This is a genomic window from Caballeronia sp. LZ029, assembly GCF_031451275.1.
Taxonomy (GTDB): Bacteria; Pseudomonadota; Gammaproteobacteria; order Burkholderiales; family Burkholderiaceae; genus Caballeronia; species Caballeronia jiangsuensis.
On sequence record NZ_JARUXO010000002.1, the window covers coordinates 351,943 to 373,080 of the forward strand.

Annotated in this window: 19 protein-coding genes; 6 read left to right on the forward strand and 13 right to left on the reverse strand. The window is 65.8% G+C overall.

The genetic code is table 11. From position 1 onward, the window contains the following. Positions 1 to 5 precede the first annotated feature (5 nt). The 12 genes from tagH to QCE73_RS16645 all read right to left on the reverse strand — a co-directional run bounded on the left by tagH (position 6) and on the right by QCE73_RS16645 (position 13,958). Entirely contained in the window at positions 6 to 1,352 is a 1,347-nt protein-coding gene (gene tagH / locus QCE73_RS16590) for a type VI secretion system-associated FHA domain protein TagH (protein WP_309882392.1), read from the reverse strand. Positions 1,353 to 1,372: 20 nt separating this feature from the next. After that, the gene (locus QCE73_RS16595; protein ID WP_309882394.1) at positions 1,373 to 3,379 is read right to left on the reverse strand and encodes a type VI secretion system tip protein TssI/VgrG; all 2,007 of its coding nucleotides are present in this window, start codon (positions 3,377 to 3,379) and stop codon (positions 1,373 to 1,375) included. 15 nt (positions 3,380 to 3,394) lie between these two features. After that, positions 3,395 to 3,784 carry a DUF4280 domain-containing protein gene (locus QCE73_RS16600; RefSeq protein ID WP_309882396.1) on the reverse strand — a complete coding sequence of 130 codons (390 nt, stop codon included), beginning with the start codon at positions 3,782 to 3,784 and terminating at the stop codon, positions 3,395 to 3,397. Positions 3,785 to 3,794: 10 nt separating this feature from the next. Further along, complete coding sequence (gene tssH / locus QCE73_RS16605) at positions 3,795 to 6,389, reverse strand: type VI secretion system ATPase TssH (protein ID WP_309882398.1); 2,595 nt, start codon at positions 6,387 to 6,389, stop codon at positions 3,795 to 3,797. Further along, entirely contained in the window at positions 6,382 to 7,428 is a 1,047-nt protein-coding gene (tssG, locus tag QCE73_RS16610) for a type VI secretion system baseplate subunit TssG (protein ID WP_309882400.1), read from the reverse strand. Before tssG ends, tssH begins: the two co-directional genes overlap by 8 nt. After that, on the reverse strand, positions 7,413 to 9,308 hold the full coding sequence (gene tssF, locus QCE73_RS16615) for a type VI secretion system baseplate subunit TssF (protein ID WP_309882402.1): 1,896 nt from the start codon (positions 9,306 to 9,308) through the stop codon (positions 7,413 to 7,415). Before tssF ends, tssG begins: the two co-directional genes overlap by 16 nt. Beyond that, the gene (gene tssE / locus QCE73_RS16620; RefSeq protein ID WP_309882404.1) at positions 9,305 to 9,853 is read right to left on the reverse strand and encodes a type VI secretion system baseplate subunit TssE; all 549 of its coding nucleotides are present in this window, start codon (positions 9,851 to 9,853) and stop codon (positions 9,305 to 9,307) included. The genes tssF and tssE overlap by 4 nt, the downstream gene beginning before the upstream one ends. Before the next feature lie 41 nt (positions 9,854 to 9,894). Further along, a complete protein-coding gene (gene tssC, locus QCE73_RS16625; protein ID WP_309882406.1) occupies positions 9,895 to 11,397 on the reverse strand; it encodes a type VI secretion system contractile sheath large subunit in 1,503 nt (500 codons plus the stop codon). A 4-nt stretch (positions 11,398 to 11,401) separates the two neighbouring features. Continuing rightward, positions 11,402 to 11,929 carry a type VI secretion system contractile sheath small subunit gene (gene tssB, locus QCE73_RS16630; protein WP_309882408.1) on the reverse strand — a complete coding sequence of 176 codons (528 nt, stop codon included), beginning with the start codon at positions 11,927 to 11,929 and terminating at the stop codon, positions 11,402 to 11,404. A gap of 38 nt (positions 11,930 to 11,967) precedes the next feature. After that, positions 11,968 to 13,017: a type VI secretion system protein TssA gene (gene tssA / locus QCE73_RS16635; RefSeq protein ID WP_309882410.1), complete on the reverse strand. Its 1,050-nt coding sequence runs from the start codon at positions 13,015 to 13,017 to the stop codon at positions 11,968 to 11,970. 44 nt (positions 13,018 to 13,061) lie between these two features. After that, a complete protein-coding gene (locus QCE73_RS16640) occupies positions 13,062 to 13,547 on the reverse strand; it encodes a type VI secretion system tube protein Hcp (protein WP_035498968.1) in 486 nt (161 codons plus the stop codon). 174 nt (positions 13,548 to 13,721) lie between these two features. Then, the gene (locus QCE73_RS16645) at positions 13,722 to 13,958 is read right to left on the reverse strand and encodes a hypothetical protein (protein WP_035498969.1); all 237 of its coding nucleotides are present in this window, start codon (positions 13,956 to 13,958) and stop codon (positions 13,722 to 13,724) included. A 168-nt stretch (positions 13,959 to 14,126) separates the two neighbouring features. On the opposite strand from QCE73_RS16645, the gene QCE73_RS16650 reads away from it, so the two are divergent. Together QCE73_RS16650 and QCE73_RS16655 are read left to right on the forward strand one after the other, a co-directional pair. Then, positions 14,127 to 14,660, forward strand: coding sequence for an RNA polymerase sigma factor (locus QCE73_RS16650; RefSeq protein WP_035498970.1), 534 nt, complete (start codon positions 14,127 to 14,129; stop codon positions 14,658 to 14,660). After that, on the forward strand, positions 14,657 to 15,487 hold the full coding sequence (locus QCE73_RS16655; RefSeq protein ID WP_309882415.1) for a zf-HC2 domain-containing protein: 831 nt from the start codon (positions 14,657 to 14,659) through the stop codon (positions 15,485 to 15,487). The genes QCE73_RS16650 and QCE73_RS16655 overlap by 4 nt, the downstream gene beginning before the upstream one ends. Before the next feature lie 36 nt (positions 15,488 to 15,523). Here QCE73_RS16655 and QCE73_RS16660 read toward each other — a convergent pair whose 3' ends face one another. Further along, positions 15,524 to 16,243 carry a TetR family transcriptional regulator gene (locus tag QCE73_RS16660; RefSeq protein ID WP_309882417.1) on the reverse strand — a complete coding sequence of 240 codons (720 nt, stop codon included), beginning with the start codon at positions 16,241 to 16,243 and terminating at the stop codon, positions 15,524 to 15,526. Between the two features lie 175 nt (positions 16,244 to 16,418). On the opposite strand from QCE73_RS16660, the gene QCE73_RS16665 reads away from it, so the two are divergent. The 4 genes from QCE73_RS16665 (at position 16,419) to QCE73_RS16680 (ending at position 21,094) form a co-directional block, all read left to right on the forward strand. Next, positions 16,419 to 17,267: a fumarylacetoacetate hydrolase family protein gene (locus QCE73_RS16665; RefSeq protein WP_309882418.1), complete on the forward strand. Its 849-nt coding sequence runs from the start codon at positions 16,419 to 16,421 to the stop codon at positions 17,265 to 17,267. A 58-nt stretch (positions 17,268 to 17,325) separates the two neighbouring features. Continuing rightward, positions 17,326 to 18,264 carry a VOC family protein gene (locus QCE73_RS16670; RefSeq protein ID WP_309882420.1) on the forward strand — a complete coding sequence of 313 codons (939 nt, stop codon included), beginning with the start codon at positions 17,326 to 17,328 and terminating at the stop codon, positions 18,262 to 18,264. An 89-nt stretch (positions 18,265 to 18,353) separates the two neighbouring features. Next, positions 18,354 to 19,970, forward strand: coding sequence for a bifunctional 3-(3-hydroxy-phenyl)propionate/3-hydroxycinnamic acid hydroxylase (locus tag QCE73_RS16675; protein WP_309882421.1), 1,617 nt, complete (start codon positions 18,354 to 18,356; stop codon positions 19,968 to 19,970). 23 nt (positions 19,971 to 19,993) lie between these two features. Further along, positions 19,994 to 21,094, forward strand: coding sequence for a porin (locus QCE73_RS16680; RefSeq protein ID WP_309882423.1), 1,101 nt, complete (start codon positions 19,994 to 19,996; stop codon positions 21,092 to 21,094). Positions 21,095 to 21,138: the final 44 nt, after the last annotated feature.

A 21,138-nucleotide genomic window follows, 5' to 3' on the forward strand; every position in this document is an offset into this window, starting at 1 on the left:
TTGATTCAATGAAGGATGGAAGGAGCCAGCGGCTTCGTCTCGGCGAAACCGTTCGCCTGCCGCTCGTATGCGTCGTTGAAAGCGCTGCCGGATAGCGCCTGGAGGTCGTCGGCGCTCGCGCGCGTCAGTTCGGCATGCAGCGCCACCAGACGCTCCCACTGACGCGCCTTGCGGCACGCGGGCAGCCAGTCGAGCCAGCCGCGCCGCGTGTCGGCAGCGGCGATCGCCTGCGGATCGAAGCGGCCGAGCAGATGCTGCATCGCCGCCCGCGTGCCCGCGAGAACCGCGAGTTCGTGACGGCGGATATCGTCGAAGGCGCTTTCGAGCGCGGTCTGCGCGGGCAGATAGCCGGCGCTCGCGCCACGCAGCATCTGCCCGAGCGCACCGTCGCCGTCGGGAAAGAACTTGAGCGGGTTGTTGTCGCGCTGGACCAGCATCGTCGTGTCGAGGCTGATTTCGCGCTTCATCACCGAGCGCGACAGCAGCACGTCCACCACGCCTCGCACCGCCGTGCGCAGCATCGCGCCCGCGAGCCGCGCGACCTCGGCGGCATCGCGTGTGCCGAGCGCGGCGGCATCGACGCCCATGCCGTCGAGCAGCGCCGCGTAGGCCGATTCGGCGATGGCGTCGTTCGCCGCGACCGTCGTGTGGATCGGCAACTCCGGGGCGCTCGTGCAAGGCGCAAGCGCGATGTCGCCGAGCGGATCGTAGTCGTGCGGAATGCCGCCCGCCGGCGCATGTGTGATCGAGCGCACGGGCGGCACGTAGGCGACCTGCTCGGGCGGCACGTGATCGCTCTGCGATCCGGCGAACGCCGCGTGGCCGTCGAGCCGATGAGGCATTTCCTCTTCACCGCCGAGCGGATCGAAGCGCGGGCCCGGCAGCGGCGCATCCGCCAGCACCGCCGCGCAGGCAAGCGGATCGTGCGCGAATGCCTGCGCCGTGCCCGCTTCGTGCACGCTCGCCGCGTCCAGCGGATCGAAGCCGCGACGGTCGTGCACGCCGAGCGGCGCGTCGAAAGCCGCAGCGGGTGCGCGCGCCATCGTGCGCACGCCGAGCCGGTAGCCGCCGATTTCCAGCACGTCGCCATCGGCGAGCGGCGCGGGCTGGCCGCCCGCGAGCGGCCGGCCGTTGACCCGGCTCGGATTGCTGCCGAGATCGACGAGCCGCCAGCCGTCCTCGCTCCAGTCGATCCGAGCATGTACACGCGACACGGTCTTCGCCGCATCCGGCAACATCAGCACGTTGCCGGGGCCGCGTCCGATGGTGCCGCCCGCCGCGCCGAAGCGGCACGCGAGCGGCGCCTCGGGCGCGCTGCCCTGATAGCTCTCCACCGTGAGCGTGAGATACATGGAGTCTCCTTTGCGATCGTTCATCTGGAACCGTCGTCGGCCTGACGGGGCGCGGCGGGCGCATCGGGCGACGCGTTCGCCGCGCCCGCCCCACCGCCTCCACCGCCGCAGTTGATCTGCACGACCACGCCGTCGATCGACACCGGCCCGGCCGCGCTGATCGCGATGCCGGATGGTCCGAGCACGATGGTGTTGCCGCCCGCCTTGAGCGTGAGCGTCACGCCGGCCTCGATGGTGACGTTGGCCCCGCCCTTCACATCGACGTTAACACCCGCCCCCACCGAAATATTCGCCCCGCTTTTGTGATGCGTATCGCCGCCGATATCGAGAGAAAATTTGCCGCCGACCCGCGTGCGCTGGGCGCCCTGCACCTCGTCGCTGCGATTTCCGCCGCAGCGCGCGTAATCGTCCTGCTCGACGATTACATGGCGCTCGTGGCCGATGCGCGTGAGCGCGTCGTGCTTCACCCAGGTTTCCATATCGCGCTCGGCGTGAAAGAACAGTTGCTCGGCATCCTTCGTATCGTCGAAGCGCATTTCGTTGAAGCCGTTGCCGCCTTTCGTCGAATTGCTCTTGAGCGTGGTGCGGGCCATTTTCGCGGGCAGTTCGTAAGGTGTCGTCTGCGCGGCGTTGTAGACGCTGCCGATCACGAGCGGCTGATCCGGATCGCCTTCGATGAAATGCACCAGCACTTCCTGTCCGATGCGCGGCAGGAAGAACGCGCCGTAGCCCTTGCCGGCCCAGGGTTGCGCGACGCGCACCCAGCAGCGCTGCAGCGACTCGCGCGACGCCTCCGGTTCGAGTTGCTCCCAATGAAACTGCACCTTGATGCGGCCGTATTTGTCGGTATGAATCTCTTCGCCCTTCGGCCCGACGACGACCGCCGTCTGCGGTCCCGCGACGCACGCGCGCGGCGTGCTGCGCGCGGCGCGAAAACCGGCGTCGCGCGGCAACGCCGTGAAGGCGCAATCGAACACGGGCGGACGGTCGCGCGCATCGAAAGTGGAAATATAGTCATCCGAATTGATTTCATATTCGGCCGAAACGACGAGATACTCGCCGTTGTGCTGCGCGAGCGGATGATCGCTCAGATGCACGATGCCGCCAGGCCAGATGGCGCGCGCGGTGGTGCGCGCGTTCACGCAGACATTGCCCGCCTGATGCGCCTCGACGCGCGCGCGTGCGAGACGCTCGGCGTCTTCGTGGCGCGTGTAGCCGGGCGCGTGCTCCTGCATCGCGTAGACGGGCTCATCGAAGCGCTTCACGCGATGCGCACGTGCGACGAGACCTTGCTGCGCCGATTGCGACGGCTTCTCGAAGTCGTAGTCGTTGATCTCGACGATGCCTGTCGCCACTTCGCCGCCCGTGGACCATGCATAGACCCACTCGTGCTCGTGCGGCGCGGCGGTCTGCGCGCGAAAAGGCAGCGCATTGCAATGCGGCGTCGCGCCATGCACCTGCGACGAATCCGTGAGAATCAGTCGATGCTTGCCGCCGCGATGCTCGACGTAGTAGTAAATGCCTTCGCGCTCGGCGAGCCGGCTCACGAAATCGAAATCCGTCTCGCGATACTGCGCGCAATGTTCGAGGCTCGGATAGCTCGCCGAGCACTTGTTCTCGAAGTCGATGTGATAGTCCGCGAGCACGCGGCCGATGATCGCGGGCACGGTCATCCGGTGAAAGAAGCGGCAATGCGATGCTCGCGTGAGCAGCCACAGGCGCGGGCGCACCGTCGCGCGATACAGCGCCGGACGATTCGGCTGCGTGCTCGCGGGCCGCGCCAGCTCGAACGCCGTGACGATGCCGTTGTACTCGCGCGTGCCGCCCGACGGAATCGCCAGCGACAGCGAGAAATCACTGCCGAGCATCTTCGCGATGTCGAGATTCGAGCGGTCGGCGAGCAGTTCGAGATCCCATTGCGCGAGACGTCCCAGTTCCTCGCGTCCGCGCATGCGATAGAGCACGAGCGCGTTCGTGCCGAGCGCGCAGGTCACCTGCGCCATGCGATCGTTATCGGTGAGCATCATCGGTGGCCTCGTCGTTCAGGGAATCTGCGTTTCGCACGTGGCCGGATCGACGATCGTCACCACGCCGCCCCAGTTGCAGAGGCATTTGGAGATGTTGTCGAGCGACGGCTGATTGCCAAGCAGCACCGTGACCGCGCCTGGCACCCAGGGCGACACGGTCGCGGGCACGCAGGGCATCGGCGTCGGCGTGCCGAGCGCGGCGGCGGTGGCCGCGGCGACTTCGGGATTCGCCTGCGAGGTGCACATGCCGAACGGCATGATGTTCACGAGCGGCTCGTGATCCATGATGTTCGCGGAAATCGACCCTTCGCAGCGCACGCGATTGACGGGCAACACGACGAGCGCGGACGGCGTCATGCCGAACGAGCATTGCAGCGTCGCGCCCATGACGACTTGTTGTGGCATGACCGGCTCCTCAATCGAACGAATAGGTGAACTCGCCGTCGCATACGCCGACTTCGACTTTCGCCACGCTGCGGCCATCGACGAGACGGCTCAGGAATTCCGTGCTCACGCGCGGCAGAACGGTGTTGGTGAGAATCGCGTCGATCATGCGGCCGCCGCTCGCGAGTTCCGTGCAGCGCCGCGCGATCTGCGCGACCACCGCGTCGTCCCAGGCGAAGTGGACGCGCTGCCGCTCGCCGATGCGCCGCCCGATGCGCCCGAGCTGGAGACGGATCACCGCATCGAGCATCGCTTCGTCGAGCGGGTAATACGGGATCACCGCGACGCGCCCGAGCAGCGCTGGCGGAAAGGCTTCGAGCAGCGGCTCGCGCAGCGCCCGTGCGATGTCCTCTGGCGACGGCGCTTCACGCCCGCCGCCGCACAGATGCGTGATGAGCTCGGTGCCGACATTGGTCGTGAGCAGGATCAGCGTGTTGCTGAAATCGATCTCGCGCCCCTCGCCGTCTTCCATGCGGCCCTTGTCGAAGACCTGGAAGAAGACCTTGTGCACGTCCGGGTGCGCCTTCTCGAACTCGTCGAGCAGCACGACGCTATAGGGACGCCGCCGCACCGCTTCGGTGAGCACGCCGCCTTCGCCATAGCCGACATATCCCGGCGGCGCACCCTTCAACAGCGACACGGTGTGCGCCTCCTGGTACTCGCTCATGTTCACGGTGACGACGTTGTCCTCGCCGCCATACAGCGCCTCGGCGAGCGCGAGCGCGGTTTCGGTCTTGCCGACGCCCGATGTGCCCGCCAGCATGAACACGCCGACCGGCTTGCAGGGATCGTCGAGACCGGCGCGCGCGGTCTGCACGCGGCGCGCGATCATGTGCATCGCGTGATCCTGTCCGACGATGCGGCGGTTCAGCGTCGCGGCCAGATCGAGCACGCTGGCGGCTTCGTCGCGCACCATGCGGCCGACCGGGATGCCGGTCCAGTCCTGCACCACCGATGCGACCGCGTGCGCATCGACGCCCGGCAGGATCAGCGGCGTTTCGCCCTGGCGTTGGGCGAGTTCGTCGGTCAGCGCTTTAAGGTCCGCGAGTGCGACGGACTCGCCGCCCGCCTCGATCGCCCGCCGCGCCGCGAGAATGCGCCCGACGAGCGCGCGCTCCGCCTCCCAGCGCGCGGTGAGATCGGCGAGACGCGAACGTTCGGTGTCGAGCCGCGCGGCGACGTCGGCGGCGCGTTCCCGCGTATCGATGCCGAGCGCCGCCTCGCGCGCGACGATCTCGCTTTCCGTCGTCCACGTCTCGATGCGCCGCTTCGCATCGTCGATGGCGGGCGGCAGCGCCTGCTGGCTCACCGCGACGCGCGCGCAGGCGGTGTCGAGCAGGCTCACGGCCTTGTCGGGCAACTGGCGCGCCGGAATGAAGCGATGCGAGAGCTTCACCGCCGCCTCCAGCGCCTCGTCGAGCACCTGCACGCCGTGATGCCGCTCCATCTTCTGCACGAGGCCGCGCATCATCGCGATCGCGCCCGCTTCCGTCGGCTCCGGCACCTTGACCACCTGGAACCGCCGCGTGAGCGCCGGGTCCTTCTCGATGTGCTTCTTGTATTCGACCCAGGTCGTCGCCGCGATCGTGCGCAGCGTGCCGCGTGCGAGCGCGGGCTTGAGCAGGTTGGCGGCGTCGCCGGTGCCCGCCGCGCCGCCCGCGCCGACGAGCGTGTGCGCCTCGTCGATGAAAAGAATCACCGGCTTGTCCGACGCCTGCACCGCGTCGATCACCTGCTTCAGCCGGCTCTCGAACTCGCCCTTCACGCTCGCGCCCGCCTGCAGCAGACCGACATCGAGCGTGCGCACGACGGCATCGCGCAACGCGGGCGGCACGTCTCCCGCGACGACGCGCTGCGCGAAGCCTTCCACCACCGCCGTCTTGCCGACGCCCGCCTCGCCCGTCAGGATCGGGTTGTTCTGCCGCCGCCGCATGAGAATGTCGATGACCTGGCGAATCTCCGTATCGCGTCCGACGATCGGATCGAGCTTGCCCTCGCGCGCCTCGGCGGTCAGATCGACGGTGTAGCGGGCGAGCGCGTCGTTCTGCGCGAGCGGCGCGGCCGGTTCCGTGGCGGGCGCAGCCTGCGCTTCCGGCGAGCCGTCGAGCAGCGCATCGAAACGCGCGGACAGCGCGTCGAAGCTGATCTTCTCGAACTGGCGCGACAGCGCGTAGAGCGCATTGCGCAGGTTCGGCGTGCGCAACATGCCGATCACGAGATGACCGCTGCGCACCTTTGAGGCGTTGAACATCAGCGAGCCGAAGACCCAGCCGCGCTCGACGGCTTCATCGACTTGCGCGGAGATATCGGACACGGCTGTCGCGCCGCGCGGCAGGCGATCGAGCGCGGCGGTCAGATCGCGTTCGAGCGCGGTCTCGTCCAGTTCGAAATGCCGCACGAGACGACGCAGATCCGAATCCGCCGCGAGCAGAATCTGATGCACCCAGTGCGCCAGTTCGACATACGGATTGCCACGCAGCTTGCAGAACGCCGCGCCGTTTTCGATCGCACGATAGGCAAGCGGATCGAGCTTGCCGAACAGGGCCATGCGGCTGATTTCAGTCATGAGAAGTCTCCTTGCGTGGGGCTTGCTTGTGGTTCGCTTGCGCCTGCCCGGCGATCACGACCCGATGGTTGTCATGGACCGGCGCGCCGCTCGTGAGCCAGGTGTTCCAGCCGAGGCGCGCGCCTTTCGTCGAATTGCCTTGCAGACGCAGCGGCGGCACTTCCTCGCGCTTCAGATGCAGCGCCACATCCCAGTCGAGCGGATCGCGCACGTAGTTGCGGACCCAGTCGGCGAGCTTCGCGAGGCTCGCGCCGCCCGGCAGAAAACGCATGAAATCGACATAGCCGAGCGGTCCGATCACGATGCGAAACTTGTGCTGGCAATCCCAGACCCGCGTGCCGACGACCGTCGATACGCCGAGCCGCGCGCCGGACAGACGCGTGCGCGCATCTTCCGGCAGCGCGATCCAGTGGCCGCGCCACGGCTCGATCGATACGTTCACGCCGAAAAAGCGCGCGAGTATCAGCCGCAGCCCGTCGGCGTGGCGCGTCGGCGCGGCGAGCACGCCTGCGAAGTGACGCTTGGCGGAATCGGGCACGGCGTCGCGATCGGCGAGTGCGGGCGCGCCGAGGCCGAACAGGCTGCCGACGTAGCCCGCGAAGCGATCGTCGCGCGGACGGTCGGCGCTCACGACCGGCTGCGCATCCGCCCACGCGCGATAGAACAGCGACAGCATCCGGTGATGGAACACATCGAGAAAACGCGCGAGCGTCGGATCGTTCGCGTTGCGGGCGCGCTCGCGCACGTAGGCGGTGAGGTGCGTCGGCAGCGGGCCGTTCGGGCCGAGCAGGCCGAGAAAATTCACCGCGAGCCGGCCGGGCTTGCCGTCCTCGCCCGGCACGTAGTCGCCGAGCGTCGTCGGGTGAAAGATCAGTTCCGGGTCTTGCGAAAGCCGCACGGCGTCGTCGCGCACGGACAGCGAGCGGCCGAGGCGCGGACGCTCCCCATGCGCCTGCTCGATCAGCCGCAGCGCCTGAAAGAAGTCGAAGCGGCGGGCGTCGCGGGCGAGCATGCCGTCGATGGTCAGAGCGTCGCGCATCGTCCGATCCTCGCGGGCCACTGCATGACCGGACCACGCGCGAGCGTCGCGACCTGGGTCTCGGTGAACGAATTGATCGACACGTATTGCGCGAAGAACTGCGCGAGCACCGCGCCGAGCAGAAATGCGCTCGCGCCCTCGAACGCAGCGTCGTCGAAGTGCAGCGTGATCGCGAGGCCGCGTCCGTAGACGATCGGACCCGGCGAAGGCAAACGGCGCACGACCGGCGCGCACGACACCGAACGCAGACCTTCGACCTGCCGGTGCGCGGCGGCATCGTCGGCGGGGCAGTAGAGCGCGAGCAGTTCGCGCAGCGCGCGGGCACCTTCCTGCTCGTTGGTATCGACGAGCGACGCGTAGTTGAGCGAAAGATGATCGAGCAGCCGCCACGCCGCCGGCCCTTCTGCGAACGAAGGCAGCGGCCGGCTCGGGCCGGCGACGCAGCGCACGGCGGTGACGGGCGCTTCGGCATCGAGCGTGAAGTCGGTCGAGCCCGCGCCCACCGGCATCGAGAGCGGCAGATCGCGATTCGTGCACCACGCGCCGATGCCGAGCTGGCGCACGTCGCCGCTGTCGGGCGCGCCCGCCGCATCGACCAGCGCGATGAAGGCTTCGCTGCCGAGGTAGCTGCTGCGCGCACCGTTCTGCTGCTGCCGCGCCGACGCGCGCCGTGGCTCGCGCCGCAGTTGATAAAACGCGCCGCCCTCGCCCGGCATGTCGAGATCGTTCGCGCAGTGGAACGGCCGATACTGCTTCTGCGCATCCGCGCCCGCGCCGTAGCCGGTGACTTCGTCGATCTGATGGATTTCGTAATCCATCGGACGCGTGCGATCGACCACGACGTGATATTCGAACGCCGTGTCCGACAGCGCGACGCGGTCGGTGCGGCGGCGAAACAGGTTGATGGCGGGCGTGCAGTCGAGCGCGAAGTTCGCAGCATCGACGCCGCGTTCGAGCGATGCATCCGCCTGATCGAGCAGGATCACGATCTCCGCTTCCCGCCCGCGGCAATGACGCAGTGCGTCGCGCAAGCCGGCCAGTTCGACGAACATGAAGCGCGGCGCGAAGGCGAAATATTCCTGTAGCAGACGATAGCCGTCGAACGATTGCCGGCCGACCGGCAAGAGCGCCTCGTCTTCGGCGAAGCCGAGCGGTCGCAGCGCCGTCCGGGGTAGCACGGCAAGCGTGGTCGCGGCGCTCGCGCCATTGCCCGGCTGCATCACCGCAACGCCGACGCAATGCGCGAGCAGGCGCTCGTGCAGCTTCGCCGGCAGGCCATCCGGGCCGCGCAGATACAGCGCGAGACGGTCGAGCGAGAGACGCTCGAAGCCGAGCGAACCGGTCGCGCGCAAGCGCAGCCGCAAGCCCGCCTTGACGCCCGCGGGCAGCGCCGGCGCCGACGCGTTCAGCGAGCCCGCATGCGTGAAGAACTTCGCCTGCGCGATCTCGACGGGCCACAGCGTGACCGCGTGCGCGGTGCGATATTCGCAGCGCGTCGACGCGGACTTGTCGAGCATGCCGCGGAGCGCCGTATGACGCGGCACGACGATGCCATCGGCGCTCGCCGCGAGTTGCGGGTTCGCGTGATCGGCCTGCAACTGGACGACCGTCATCGACGGCGTCGGCGCGAGATAGTGCGGATACGCCAGTTCCAGCAGATGCTGCGTGAAGCGCGGGAACTCGGCGTCGAGCTTCATCTGCACGCGGGCGGCGAGAAAGCTGAAGCCTTCCAGCAGCCGCTCGACATACGGGTCCGCGCATTCGACGCCATCGAGCGCGAGCCGTCCGGCGATCTTCGGAAACGCGGCGGCGAATTCCCCGCCCATCTCGCGGACGTGCTGAAGCTCCTGGCTGTAGTACCTGAGGAACGCGGGATTCATGTCTGCTGCTCCCCGGCCGATGCATCGCAAACGCGCACTTCGCCCGCTTCGAGATCCAGTTCCGTGCGCAGGAAAAGCCGCTCGGGATACGGCTGCGACCACATGTCCGCCTCGATCTCGAAGCGGATCACGTGGCCGCCTCGCGCGCTTTTTGTTGCTGCTGCGCCCTTCACTTCGTCGATCGCCGTCACGCGCACCGATTCCCGCGCGAGCCGCGGCTCGAAAGCCCACAGCGCGTCGCGGATGATGCGCTCCAGCGCGCCTGCCGCGAGCGCGGCGACGTCGCGGCCCGCGAGATCCGGCAGGCCGTAGTTGAGCACCGACGTCGCGACATGCGGCAGATTCGCCGCGTCCTGTGCGAGCGAGCGCTCGCCGAGACCGCTCGCGTTGAGAAGCCAGCCGATATCGCGCTGCACGCTGTCGCGCAGCGCACGCGCCGAGATCACGCGACGCTCGCGGGATTCGTGACGCGCGTGCGGTTCGAAATCGGTCAGGCGGTCGAGCAACGACGGCTGCAGCCGGTCGCGGGCGGAAGGTTCGGACATGAGCGGCTCCTTTTGCGGGCAATGGGCGGACGTGACGCGGCTCAGGCGGCCTTGGCCGTCGGCAGTTTCGACACGAGCCGCAACGACACCGTCAGACCTTCGAGCTGGTAGTGCGGACGCAGGAAGAACTTCGACGTGTAGTAGCCCGGATTGCCCGCCACTTCCTCGACGATGACCTGCGCGTCGGCGAGCGGCTTGCGCGCCTTGGTGTCTTCGGAAGAATGCGCGGGATCGCCATCGACGTATTGAAGGATCCAGTTCTGCAGCCAGCGCTCCATGTCGTCGCGTTCCTTGAACGAGCCGAGCTTGTCGCGCACGATGCACTTCAGGTAGTGCGCGAAGCGGCAGCACGCGAACAGATACGGCAGGCGCGCGGCGAGATTCGCGTTGGCGGTGGCATCCGGGTCTTCGTATTCGGCGGGCTTGTGCAGCGATTGCGCGCCGATGAATGCCGCGAAGTCCGAGTTCTTTTTGTGCACGAGCGGCATGAAGCCGTTTTTGGCGAGCTCGGCCTCGCGCCGGTCGCTGATCGCGATCTCGGTCGGGCACTTCATGTCGACGCCGCCGTCGTCGGTCGGAAACGCGTGCACCGGCAGACCTTCGACCGCGCCGCCCGACTCGACGCCGCGAATCCGCGAGCACCAGCCGGAGGTCTTGAACGAGCGCGTGATGTTCGCCGCCATCGCATACGATGCGTTCGCCCACGCGTACTTGCTGCTGTTCGCGCCCGCGGTGTCTTCCTCGAAGTCGAACGCCTCGACCGGATCGGACTTCGCGCCGTAGGGCGCGCGCGCGAGAAAGCGCGGCATCGCGAGGCCGATGTAGCGCGAGTCCTCGGAATCGCGCAGCGAGCGCCACGCGGCGTGCTCGGGCGTCTGGAAGATCTTGGTCAGATCGCGCGGATTGGCGAGCTCCTGCCACGACTCCATCAGAAGCGCCGCCGGGTCCGCGCCCGCGATGAACGGCGCATGCGCCGCCGCCGCGATCTTCGCGATCTGCGTGAGCAGGTCCACATCCGGGCCGCTGTGGTCGAAGTAGTAGTCAGCGACCAGCGCGCCGTAGGGCTCGCCGCCGAACTGGCCGTACTCTTCCTCGTAGAGCTTCTTGAAGAGCGGGCTTTGATCCCACGCGACGCCGCGATATTTCTTCAGCGTCTTGTGCAGTTCCGCCTTGGAGATGTTCAGCACGCGGATCTTGAGCGACTCGTCGGTCTCCGTGTTGTTCACGAGGTAGTGCAGACCGCGCCATGCGCTCTCGACCTTCTGAAACGGCTCGCTGTGCAGGATCAGGTTGATCTGCCCGGTGAGCGTCTGATCGATCTGCGCGATCAGCGCTTCGATTGTCGCGAGGACATCGCCGGAAATCACGCCGGTGTCGCGCAATGCTTGCTCGGCGAGCGTGCGCACCGCGTTCTCAACGGCGTCGCGGGCGCGCTCGGACTTCGGTTTGAACTCCTTTTGCAGCAGCGTGGAGAAGTCGTCGAGTTCGGGCGCCGCGTCCAATACGGCGGGGCTTGCCTGTTGCTGGATGCTGAGATCGTTCATCGCGTCATGCTCCGGTGATGGGTTGGTCGGCGTCGTCGTTCTGACGAGTCTGGGTGGCGAGCGCCTTCATCAACGCGGGCTCTTCGAGCAGGCGCGCGATCAGCGCTTCGGCGCCGGTCTTGCCGTCCATGTAGGTCAGGAGGTTCGCCAGTTGCGTGCGCGCTTCCAGCAGTTGCCGCAGCGGCTCGACCTTGCGTGCGATCGCGGCGGGCGTGAAGTCGTCCATGCTCTCGAAGGTCAGATCGACCGCGACGTTGCCGTCGCCCGTCAGCGTGTTCGGCACCTGCACCGCGACGCGCGGCTTCATCGACTTGAGACGTTCGTCGAAGTTGTCCACGTCGATTTCGAGGAACTTCCGTTCGGCGGCGGGTGCGAGCGGCTCGGCGGGCTGTCCCGCGAGATCCGCGAGCACGCCCATCACGAAGGGCAGATTGATCTTCTTCTCCGAGCCGTAGATTTCGACGTCGTATTCGATCTGCACACGCGGCGCGCGATTGCGCGCGATGAATTTCTGACTGCTTTCCTTTGCCACGATGTCTGCTCCTTTGCTTTGCTTGTTTCCGGGACTCGTCAGACGACGCCGCCCAGATGCCTGAATTGATGCGCGCCGTCCGGCGCGACGTCCTCGATGATCTCGATGAAACTCTTGCCGACGAGCCTGCGCGCGCGTTGCAACAGCACCGGCAACGGGCTCGACGGCTCGCACTGTGCGTAGTACGCGCAGATCGCGTCGAGCGCGTCGCTCACGTCTTTCGCGCTCGCGATGCGCCGGGGCGCTGCGGGCCCGGCCGCGACGGCGTGATGCGCCGCCGGACCGGAACCCGCGCCCTCTTCACTGCTGCTGGTCTCCATCGCCCTTCCCCCCGTATCCGGATCCAGCACCTCGACCCGCGCCGCCACGAAGTCCCCGATGCGCCCGAGCGGCCGCGAAAGCGGACCGAAATCGAGCGCGCGCGCCGGCCCCACGCGAGCGGTCAGCGTGCTCTCGATCTTTTCGAGCGACGCCCGCGCCGACGAGAGCGCCGCGCACATCGCCCGCGCCGCGTCGATGCCCGACTGCGCGAACGCCGCATCGATGGCCGCGAGCGTCGGCATCTCGTCGCCTTCGGAAAGCGGCGCTTCGCCTGCCATCACATCGAGCTCGCGCAGTGCGAAACCGCGCTGGCCGCGCGGCGCGACGAAGGGCACGTCGCGCAGCTCGCCCACGAGTCCCGCGTCGTCGACGAGCGCCGAGAGCGCGTTGACCCGCGCGGTCGGATCGTCGTCGTCGCTGGCATCGAGTTGCGGATGCACGCCGCCCCAGTGCCGATCGAGCAGCCCTTCGATCAGCGCAAGGCCGCGCGCCAGTCCGACGAAACCCTCGCGGACCGTGCCCGAACGCGTGTAATGCACTGCCACGCGCAGATCGCGCGTGCGTTCGAGCAAGGTCATCGAGAGCGAGTGGGCGAGCGTCCAGTCGGGCGGCGTGGCGGCGATCACGGTGCCGCCGTACTGGACGTCGGGCTTGCCGGCGAGCGCCTCTTCCAGAGACCGGAAATCGGCGCTGTACTCTTCGTCCTCGCCGCACGGAACATCCGGCGAAAGGTCGGTGAGCCAGGCTGCGATATCTGCGCGATTCATGGTGAAGTCCGTAAGAGGCGTGGGTTAGTGTGTGAACCGGCGGTTCATTCCGACTTGTTCTTCGGGATGTTCCACTTGCCCGTCACCACGCCGCCCTTCTTCGCGCCGGTGTTGTCCTGCGGCTGATACTCCATGTTGAATTGCGCGAAGTTGAGCGTGACGCTCTCGGCAATCTGATCGCCGCCGCCCGAGCCCACCGAATGGCTGCTGATGAGCACTTCCTTGAGCGTGATCTTCAGATACTCGACCGGCTCGTTGCCGCCCGCCTTGCGCAGCGTGAGCACGGCTTCGGGCATGTGCACGCCCTGGCAGCACGACTGCACGATCGTGGGCGAGCTTTTATCGACGTACTTGCTGATCGTGAGGTCCTGCACCGACGCGGTTCCGGTGCCGCCGCCCGTGCCGGTGTGCGTGGTGCCCATCTGCGAGCAGCCCCAGGACCAGCTCAGCACCTCGATCTCTTCGGTGTGACCCACCGCCAGAGATTCACCCTTGATATCGCCCAGCTTGAGAAACATATCCACAGCCATGTCAGTCTCCAGAGAAAAATGCGCCTTGCGGCACAGGCAAAATTCGCGTCGCCATTGGATCGCGAAGCTTGGTTTGCGGCCTATAAACGCACCGCATTGATTCGGATACCTAATTCATAACGATGCTTCGGCGCGTTCGAAACGCCGCGCATCAACCCGAATTCACATCGAAATTCATTCGCCGAGCGCGCGGCGGATCGCCGCCGCCACGGCTGTCGCGTCGCCGCGTTCGCACAGCGCAGCCCAGCTTTCAAGCGTGTTACGACTCACCGCCGGCGCTTCGCAAAGCTGTGCAAATCGTGCGAGGGTTGCCGTCGAACCGGCTATGCTATGAAAACGTTCGCGTCCGATGCACGCGTCCAGCATGACCGCCATGCCTGCCTGCCGGGCGCGGTCGAGGAGGGTCTCCATGATCTGTCTCCTAATCGGTGGTTCGAGTGCGCGCCGTTGCGCGATCCGTGACCCGAAAACAGCCGCCCCCGCCCGCTTATTCCGCAAAAAAAATCGAAAAATTTTCGGAATAGATCGGCTTCTGGAGTGTTGTCAATCATGAGCGCGCCCATCACAGGAGCTGCCCCGATGAACGACGACGACCTGCCGACCGTCCTGCCGACGCTGTTGCCTCGGTTATGGCGGTTCGCGCTGCGGCTCACGCAGAATCAGCACGACGCCGAGGATCTGGTGCAGCGCGCCTGCGTGCGGGCGCTGGAGCGGCGCAGCCAGTTGCAGCCGGGGACGTCGACGCTGAGCTGGCTGTTCTCGATCGTGCATTCGACGTGGATGAACGAATTGCGCGCACGTTCGATTCGCAGCCGCGGCAGCATGGACTGGCAGGACGAAGAGATCGAATCGTTCGCCGATCCTTCGGCGCGTAATCCGGAGCTCGATTTGCTGCATCGCCAGGTGATCGACGCGGTGGAGACGCTGCCCGAAGCGCAGCGGGTCGTGATGGTGCTGGTGGCGATCGAAGGCCTGAGCTATCGCGAGGCGGCCGAGGTGCTCGACGTGCCGATCGGCACGATCATGAGCCGGCTGTCGCGCGCGCGGCTTACGATCGGCCAGAAATTCAGCGTGCAGGCTCCGGCGGCAACCAGAAAAGGAGAATCCTTATGATGAATGTCGATGATTCGCTGCTGATGTCGTACGTCGACGGCGAGCTTTCGCCGGAACAGCGCGCGGAAATCGAAGCGGCGATCGCGCACTCCGACGAGCTGGCGGCGCGCGCAGCGGCGCTGCAGGCGTCGGTCCTGCCGTATCGCGCCGCCTACGACCGGCAAACGGTGCCGCCCGTGCCGGAAAGCCTCACGCGCCGCATCGAGGAACTCGTGAGCGTCAGCACGCCGCAAGAGCGCAAGGCGCCGCGCGGCACGCGCCGCTTTTCGATGCAGTGGGCGGCCGCGGCCTTCGTCGCGGGTGCGGTCTGCTCGGGCGTGCTCACCGGTTATCTCGGCGGCTACAACCCGTTGAATCGCGGCGCCGATCCGTGGGTGCAGAGCGTAGCGGACTATCAGGTGCTCTACGGGCGCGACACGGTCTCCAATCTGCGGGAAGACAAGGCCAGCACGGAGCAGGTCCTGGCCGATATCCACCAGCGCGATGGCATGCCGGTCGATGTTCCGGATCTGCGCCAGGTCGGCCTCAAGTTCAAGCGCGTGCAGCGCCTGAATTACCACGACCGCCCGCTCATCCAGATGGTGTATCTGCCGGAGCGCGGCGATCCTGTCGCCTTGTGCGTGATCGAGGAAAACGAGAGCGACGCGCCGGTGCGCTCCGGTCAGGTCGGGGACATGAAGACGGTCACGTGGCGTACGAACCGGCTCGCTTACGTGCTGCTCGCGAAAGCGCCTTCGCTCGACCTTCAGGCCGTCGGCAACAGCATCGCCAGCGGGAAGACCGTTCCGCTTTACAGCGATCGCGCGGAGGGCGCGCGCGACAGTTAGCCAAACGCGTGCGCCCAGGAGTGCCTTCTCCTGGCCCTAACCAGCCGCGTCACGACGCGCGGCGCCATGTTCGATCGCCGATGCATCGACTCGCTCGAAGATGGCGCCGCGTGGCGCGGAAGGATCGGTGATCGGCGCGTAGGCGAGTTTTCGGGCTTCCTTCGCTCCGATGCCGAAGGCGCGCATGAGCGCGTACATCGATTGCTCGGCGTAGTCGACGGGCGCGTCGCCGGATAAAAGCGTTTCGATGCCGTACATGATCGAGCCGAGCGCGATATCGCGTGCGACGACCACATCGGCGACGTCGAACCGGCCGGCATCCAGGGCCATCTGCAGATCCCGCATGAGGTACTCGTCGAGCAGACGGCCTCGCGATCCCCGTTTCGTCCCCACTCGCGTGATGAACGCGCCCCACAGCGGATAGCGCGCCGCCATGCTCATGTAAAGGCGCGAACCCACCACCACGCGCTGCGCCGGATCGTCGATCGCGCGCACGAGCGGATCGATGACGGCGAGCACTTCGTCGCTACTTTCGCCCGCCACCGCCGACAGCAGTTCCGCCGTCGTGCGGAAGTAGTTGTAGAACGTCCCCCGCGCGACGCCCGCCGCAGCGATGAAATCGTCGATGGTCGGAGCGTCCGCGCCCTTCTCCGCAAACACCGCCAGCGCGCTTTCGATCAAACGAATGCGCGTCTTTTCGCGTCGCAACGCACCCACGCGCGTCCGGTGATTTTCGCTCGATTCTGTCGCTTCCATTGGCTATCCCGTTGATCCGGTTTGATTTTAGCAGCGCATGCACTGTGCGGGTTTGTCCTGATCTGATTCATATTGACGAGTTTGTCATTTTGCATAAAATTGGAACTGACAAATTCGTCAATACGAGATTCAGCACACCCGAGGCGCTTCGTCCGCGGGTCTACAGGAGGCAGAAATGAGATTCGTCAGTTTCGAAAAGAATGGCCGTGCAACCCTCGGCGTGCGCGAAGGCGATTACGTGCGCGTCATCGGCGACGAGCCGCTGGAATCGCTGCTCGCACGCGGCGTCCGGCTCGATGAATATGCAAAGAACAACGCGACGGAGGACAAGATCCCTGCAGCCGGCCTGAAGTACCTTCCGCCGCTGCAAAAGCCGCCGAAGATCGTTTGCGTGGGTCTGAACTACGCCGACCACACGAAGGAAAGCAAGTACGAGCAACCCGATTACCCGACGCTGTTCCTGCGCGTCAACACGAGTCTCGTCGCGCACGAGCAGCCGATGATTCGTCCGTCCGTGACCGATTCCGAAGGGCTCGATTACGAAGGCGAAGTCGCCGTCGTGCTGGCCACGGGCGGCCGTCACATCTCGAAGGAAGCCGCGCTCTCGCACGTCGCGGGCTATGCGCTCTTCAACGACGGCTCGGTGCGCGAGTATCAGTTCAAGACACCGCAATGGACCGTCGGCAAGAACTTCGACGGCACGGGCGCGTTCGGTCCCGATCTCGTGACCGCCGACGAGCTGCCCGAAGGCGCGAAGGGCCTGCTGCTGGAGACGCGCGTGAACGGCGAGGTGGTGCAATCGGCCAGCACCGACGACATGGTCTTCGATGTCGCGACGCTCATCAGCGTGATCAGCGAAGCCATCACGCTCGAACCCGGCGACGTGATCGTGACCGGCACGCCCTCGGGCATCGGCTGGGCGCGCACGCCGCGCCTCCTGATGAAAGCGGGCGACGTTTGCGAAGTGTCGGTGGAAAAGATCGGCACGCTGCGCAATGTCATCGCCGACGAAGCCGCGCGCTAATTCCTTATCCGCGAAGCCGGCCGCAGAGCCGGCGCTTATCGAACATGGAGACGCGGTCATGAGCGACCCAACCGTAGCATCCGCATGTGCGAGTGTTCACTCGATCGATCACTTTGCGCTCAACGTTCCCTCGCTTGCCGATGCCGAGCGTTTCTTCAGCGCGTTCGGTCTCGATGTGACATCGACCGCCGACGAACTCGAGTTGCGCGCAGCCGATGGACATCGCTGGGCGCGCATCATTCCCGCATCGACAAAGTCGCTCGCGTATTTGAGCTTCAACTGCTTCGAAGCGGATTTCGCAGCGATCCTCGAACAGGTGAAGGCGACAGGCGCCGACGTGCTTGCATCGCCCGAAGAAGGCTTCTGGTTCCGCGACCCCGACGGCAATCTGATCCAGGTGAAAATCGGCCCCAAGACGACGCCGTTCGAGAAGGCACCGTGCGTCGTCGCATCGAGCCATGCGGACGAGCGCGGCGCGCATATGCGCTCGGAAGCGAAGACCGTGCGCCCGCGACGCCTCTCTCATGTGCTGCTGTTTTCACCGGACGTCCTCGGCGCGCTCGATTTCTACGGCAAGGCGCTCGGTCTGCGCCTGTCGGACAAGTCACTCGACATCATCGCGTTCACCCATGCACCGCACGGCAGCGACCATCATCTCGTCGCGTTCGCCAAGAGCCGCGCGCGCGGCTGGCATCACGCGGCGTGGGATGTCGATAACGTGAACCTCGTCGGTCAGGGCGCGTCGCAAATGGCCGCTGCCGGCTTCACGAGAGGCTGGGGTACAGGCAGGCACGTTCTGGGCTCGAACTACTTCCATTACGTGCAGGACCCGTGGGGCTCCTTCTGCGAGTACTCCGCCGATATCGACTTCGTGTCCGCAGGCGAAGCGTGGCCCGCAGGCGATTTCGCGCCGGAAGACTCGCTCTATCTCTGGGGTCCGCCGGTCCCCGACGACTTCATCCACAACACCGAAGCCGGCGTCGTCTTAGAAGACTGATCGCTTCACACCCTTTGCATCGATCCGATGGCAGCCGGTTCATCCGGCGCCAGGGCACAACTCGCTCTATTTTCAGCAGGTGAACCGAAATGACAGATCAAACCATTCTCGACATCGCTATCGTCGGATACGGACCCGTCGGGCAATCTCTTTCGATATTGCTCGGAGAACGCGGCTATAACGTCGCGGTCTTCGATCGCTGGCCTTCGCTGTATCCGCTTCCGCGCGCCGTATTTCACGACCACGAGATTCGTCGTGTTTTCCATGCGATGGACATCGGAGAAGACGTCGAACGCATCTCGCAACCGTCGTCGAAGTATCAGTGGTTCAACGCGGACTGGAAGACGCTCGTCGAGATCGACTGGTCGGCTGAATCGATCAGCGATGGACCGGTGGGCTATCTCTTCAATCAGCCGTCGCTCGAAGCGCTGCTCGACGGAAAGGCGAAGTCGCTTCCGAACGTCTCCGTGCAACAGGGCTGGGAAGCAACCGGTTTGCGCCAGTTGTCCGACTGCTGCGAACTGACTTTGCGTCGCGGCGTAATGAACGGCGCGACGTGGGAGCCGACCGGCGAGACGCAGACGGTGCGCGCACGCTATGTCGTCGGCGCGGACGGCGCGAACAGCTTCGTGCGCAAGTCGCAGCACATCGAGTTCGATGATCTCGGCTTCCAGGAAGACTGGCTCGTGATCGATCTCAAGCCGAACGACGGCGTGAAGCTCGACGTGCCCGATATCGGCCAGTGGTGCAATCCGGAGCGCCCGACGACGATGGTGCCGGGCGGCCCGGGCTTGCGTCGCTGGGAGTTCATGCGTCTGCCGCACGAATCGATCGAAGAGCTGCAAAAGCCGGAGAAGGTGTGGGAACTGCTGTCGCCCTGGGTCACACCGGAGAACGCGACGCTCGTGCGCCATGCCGTCTACAAGTTCCGCTCGCTGATCGCACGAAACTGGCATGACGGGCGCGTCGTGCTCGCGGGCGATGCTGCGCATCAGATGCCGCCGTTCATGGGACAGGGCATGTGCTCGGGCATTCGCGACGCATGGAATCTCGCCTGGCGCTTCGACCTGATCCTGAAGGGCATCGCATCGGACCGCGTGCTGGAGGACTACACGCCCGAGCGCCGTCCGCAGGTGCGTGCGGTGATCGATGCATCCATCGCGATGGGACAGGTCGTCTGCATCTCCGACAAAGAAGAAGCGGCTCGACGCGACGCGGCGTATCTCGCCGGCGACGTGCCTGCGCTGCCGCCCTTCCCCGGCCTCACCGATGGCCTGATCTGCAAGGACCCGGCGTTCGCTTGCGAAAGCGTGGCCGGACTGCTGAGCGTTCACGGCCAGGTCATGAACGTGGGCGAAGCATCCCGTTACGACGACGCGATGCCCAACGGCTTTCACGTCATCGCGCTCGACGCGCACCCGAACCGCTATCTCGACGCGCAAGGCAAGGCCGCTCTCGCTGCCATCGGCGGGCGTTCGATCGGCATCACGAGCGACGCGGACAATGCCGTCAAGGATCGCGTGCTCATCGACGTCAGCGGCAAGTACAGACAGTTCTTCGATGAGCACGGCGTCGAAGCCATCATCGTGCGGCCCGACTACTACATCTTCGGCGGCGTGAAGACGCTCGAAGAACTGCCGATGTTGTTGAGCGATCTCATGTCGCGCCTTTCGGTCGACCAGCGCACGGAAGCGGTCGTCCTCTGACTCAAAACAAAAAGGAAAAGAACATGAGGAAGACACTATGCGCGCTGCTTGTTACATGCGCGCTCGCTCCGCAAGCCAGAGCGCAAAGCAGCGTGACGATGTTCGGTATTCTCGACGTCGGCGTGAGCTATGTGAGCAACGAAAACGGCAGCCATAACTTCAAGGCCGACGACTCGATCTGGACGCCGAGCATCTGGGGCGTTCGTGGCATCGAGGATCTCGGCGGCGGCTACAAGACCCTCTTCGAGCTTGCCTCGCAGTTCTCGGTGAACAGCGGCGCGGGGATTCCGGGACCGGGCGCCGACTTCAACCGGCAGGCTTTCGTGGGTCTGTCGAAGGACGGCGTCGGGCGCATCACGTTCGGCCAGCAATACAACCTGATGGCCGACTTCCTCTTCTTTCCGCCTGCGAAACTGGACGGCGCCTTCACGTATGGCGGCCTCTACAACATGCGTCAGGGGCCGTTCGCCGCGCTCGGCATTCCCCAGAATCCGACCGGCTCGTTCGACTTCGATCAGACCGGCGGAACGTCGCGCGTGTCGAACTCGGTCAAGATCGTCTCGGCCACCTTCGCAGGCCTGAGGTTCGGCGCGCTGTACGGCTTCGGCAACACGCCCGGCTCGTTTTCCGCGAACAATACGATCGGCTTCGGCGTGAACTACGCGATCGGCAACTTCGGTATCGCGGCCGCGTACAACGAGACCCGGTACGCGGCGCTGAACGACGGCCACGACGGCATCCGCAATTTCGGAGGCGGGCTCAGTCAGACGATCGGCGACGTGTATCTCAACGCGCTCTATACCAACACGCGCAATACGCTGACAGGCGGCGTCGTGCAGGCGGTTCAGGCCGGCGCCTTGTACACGTTCATGCCGGATATCCGCTTCGGCGCGAACTATCAGTACATGAAGGGCAACGCGCAGTTGAGCCACAACAGGGCGCAGCAAGTCACGAGCGTCGCTCAGTATCTTCTTTCCAAGCGCACCACGTTGTACGCCGAAGCGGTCGTTCAGTGGACCGGCGGCGATGTCGAAGGCGGACACAACGCCTGGATCAACGGTGCGGGTCAATCGAGCACCACGCATCAGGTCATCGGCCGCCTCGGCCTGCAGACTTCTTTCTGACATCAATCGCTCGTCGCGTGCGACGACATCGCTCTACGATCTGG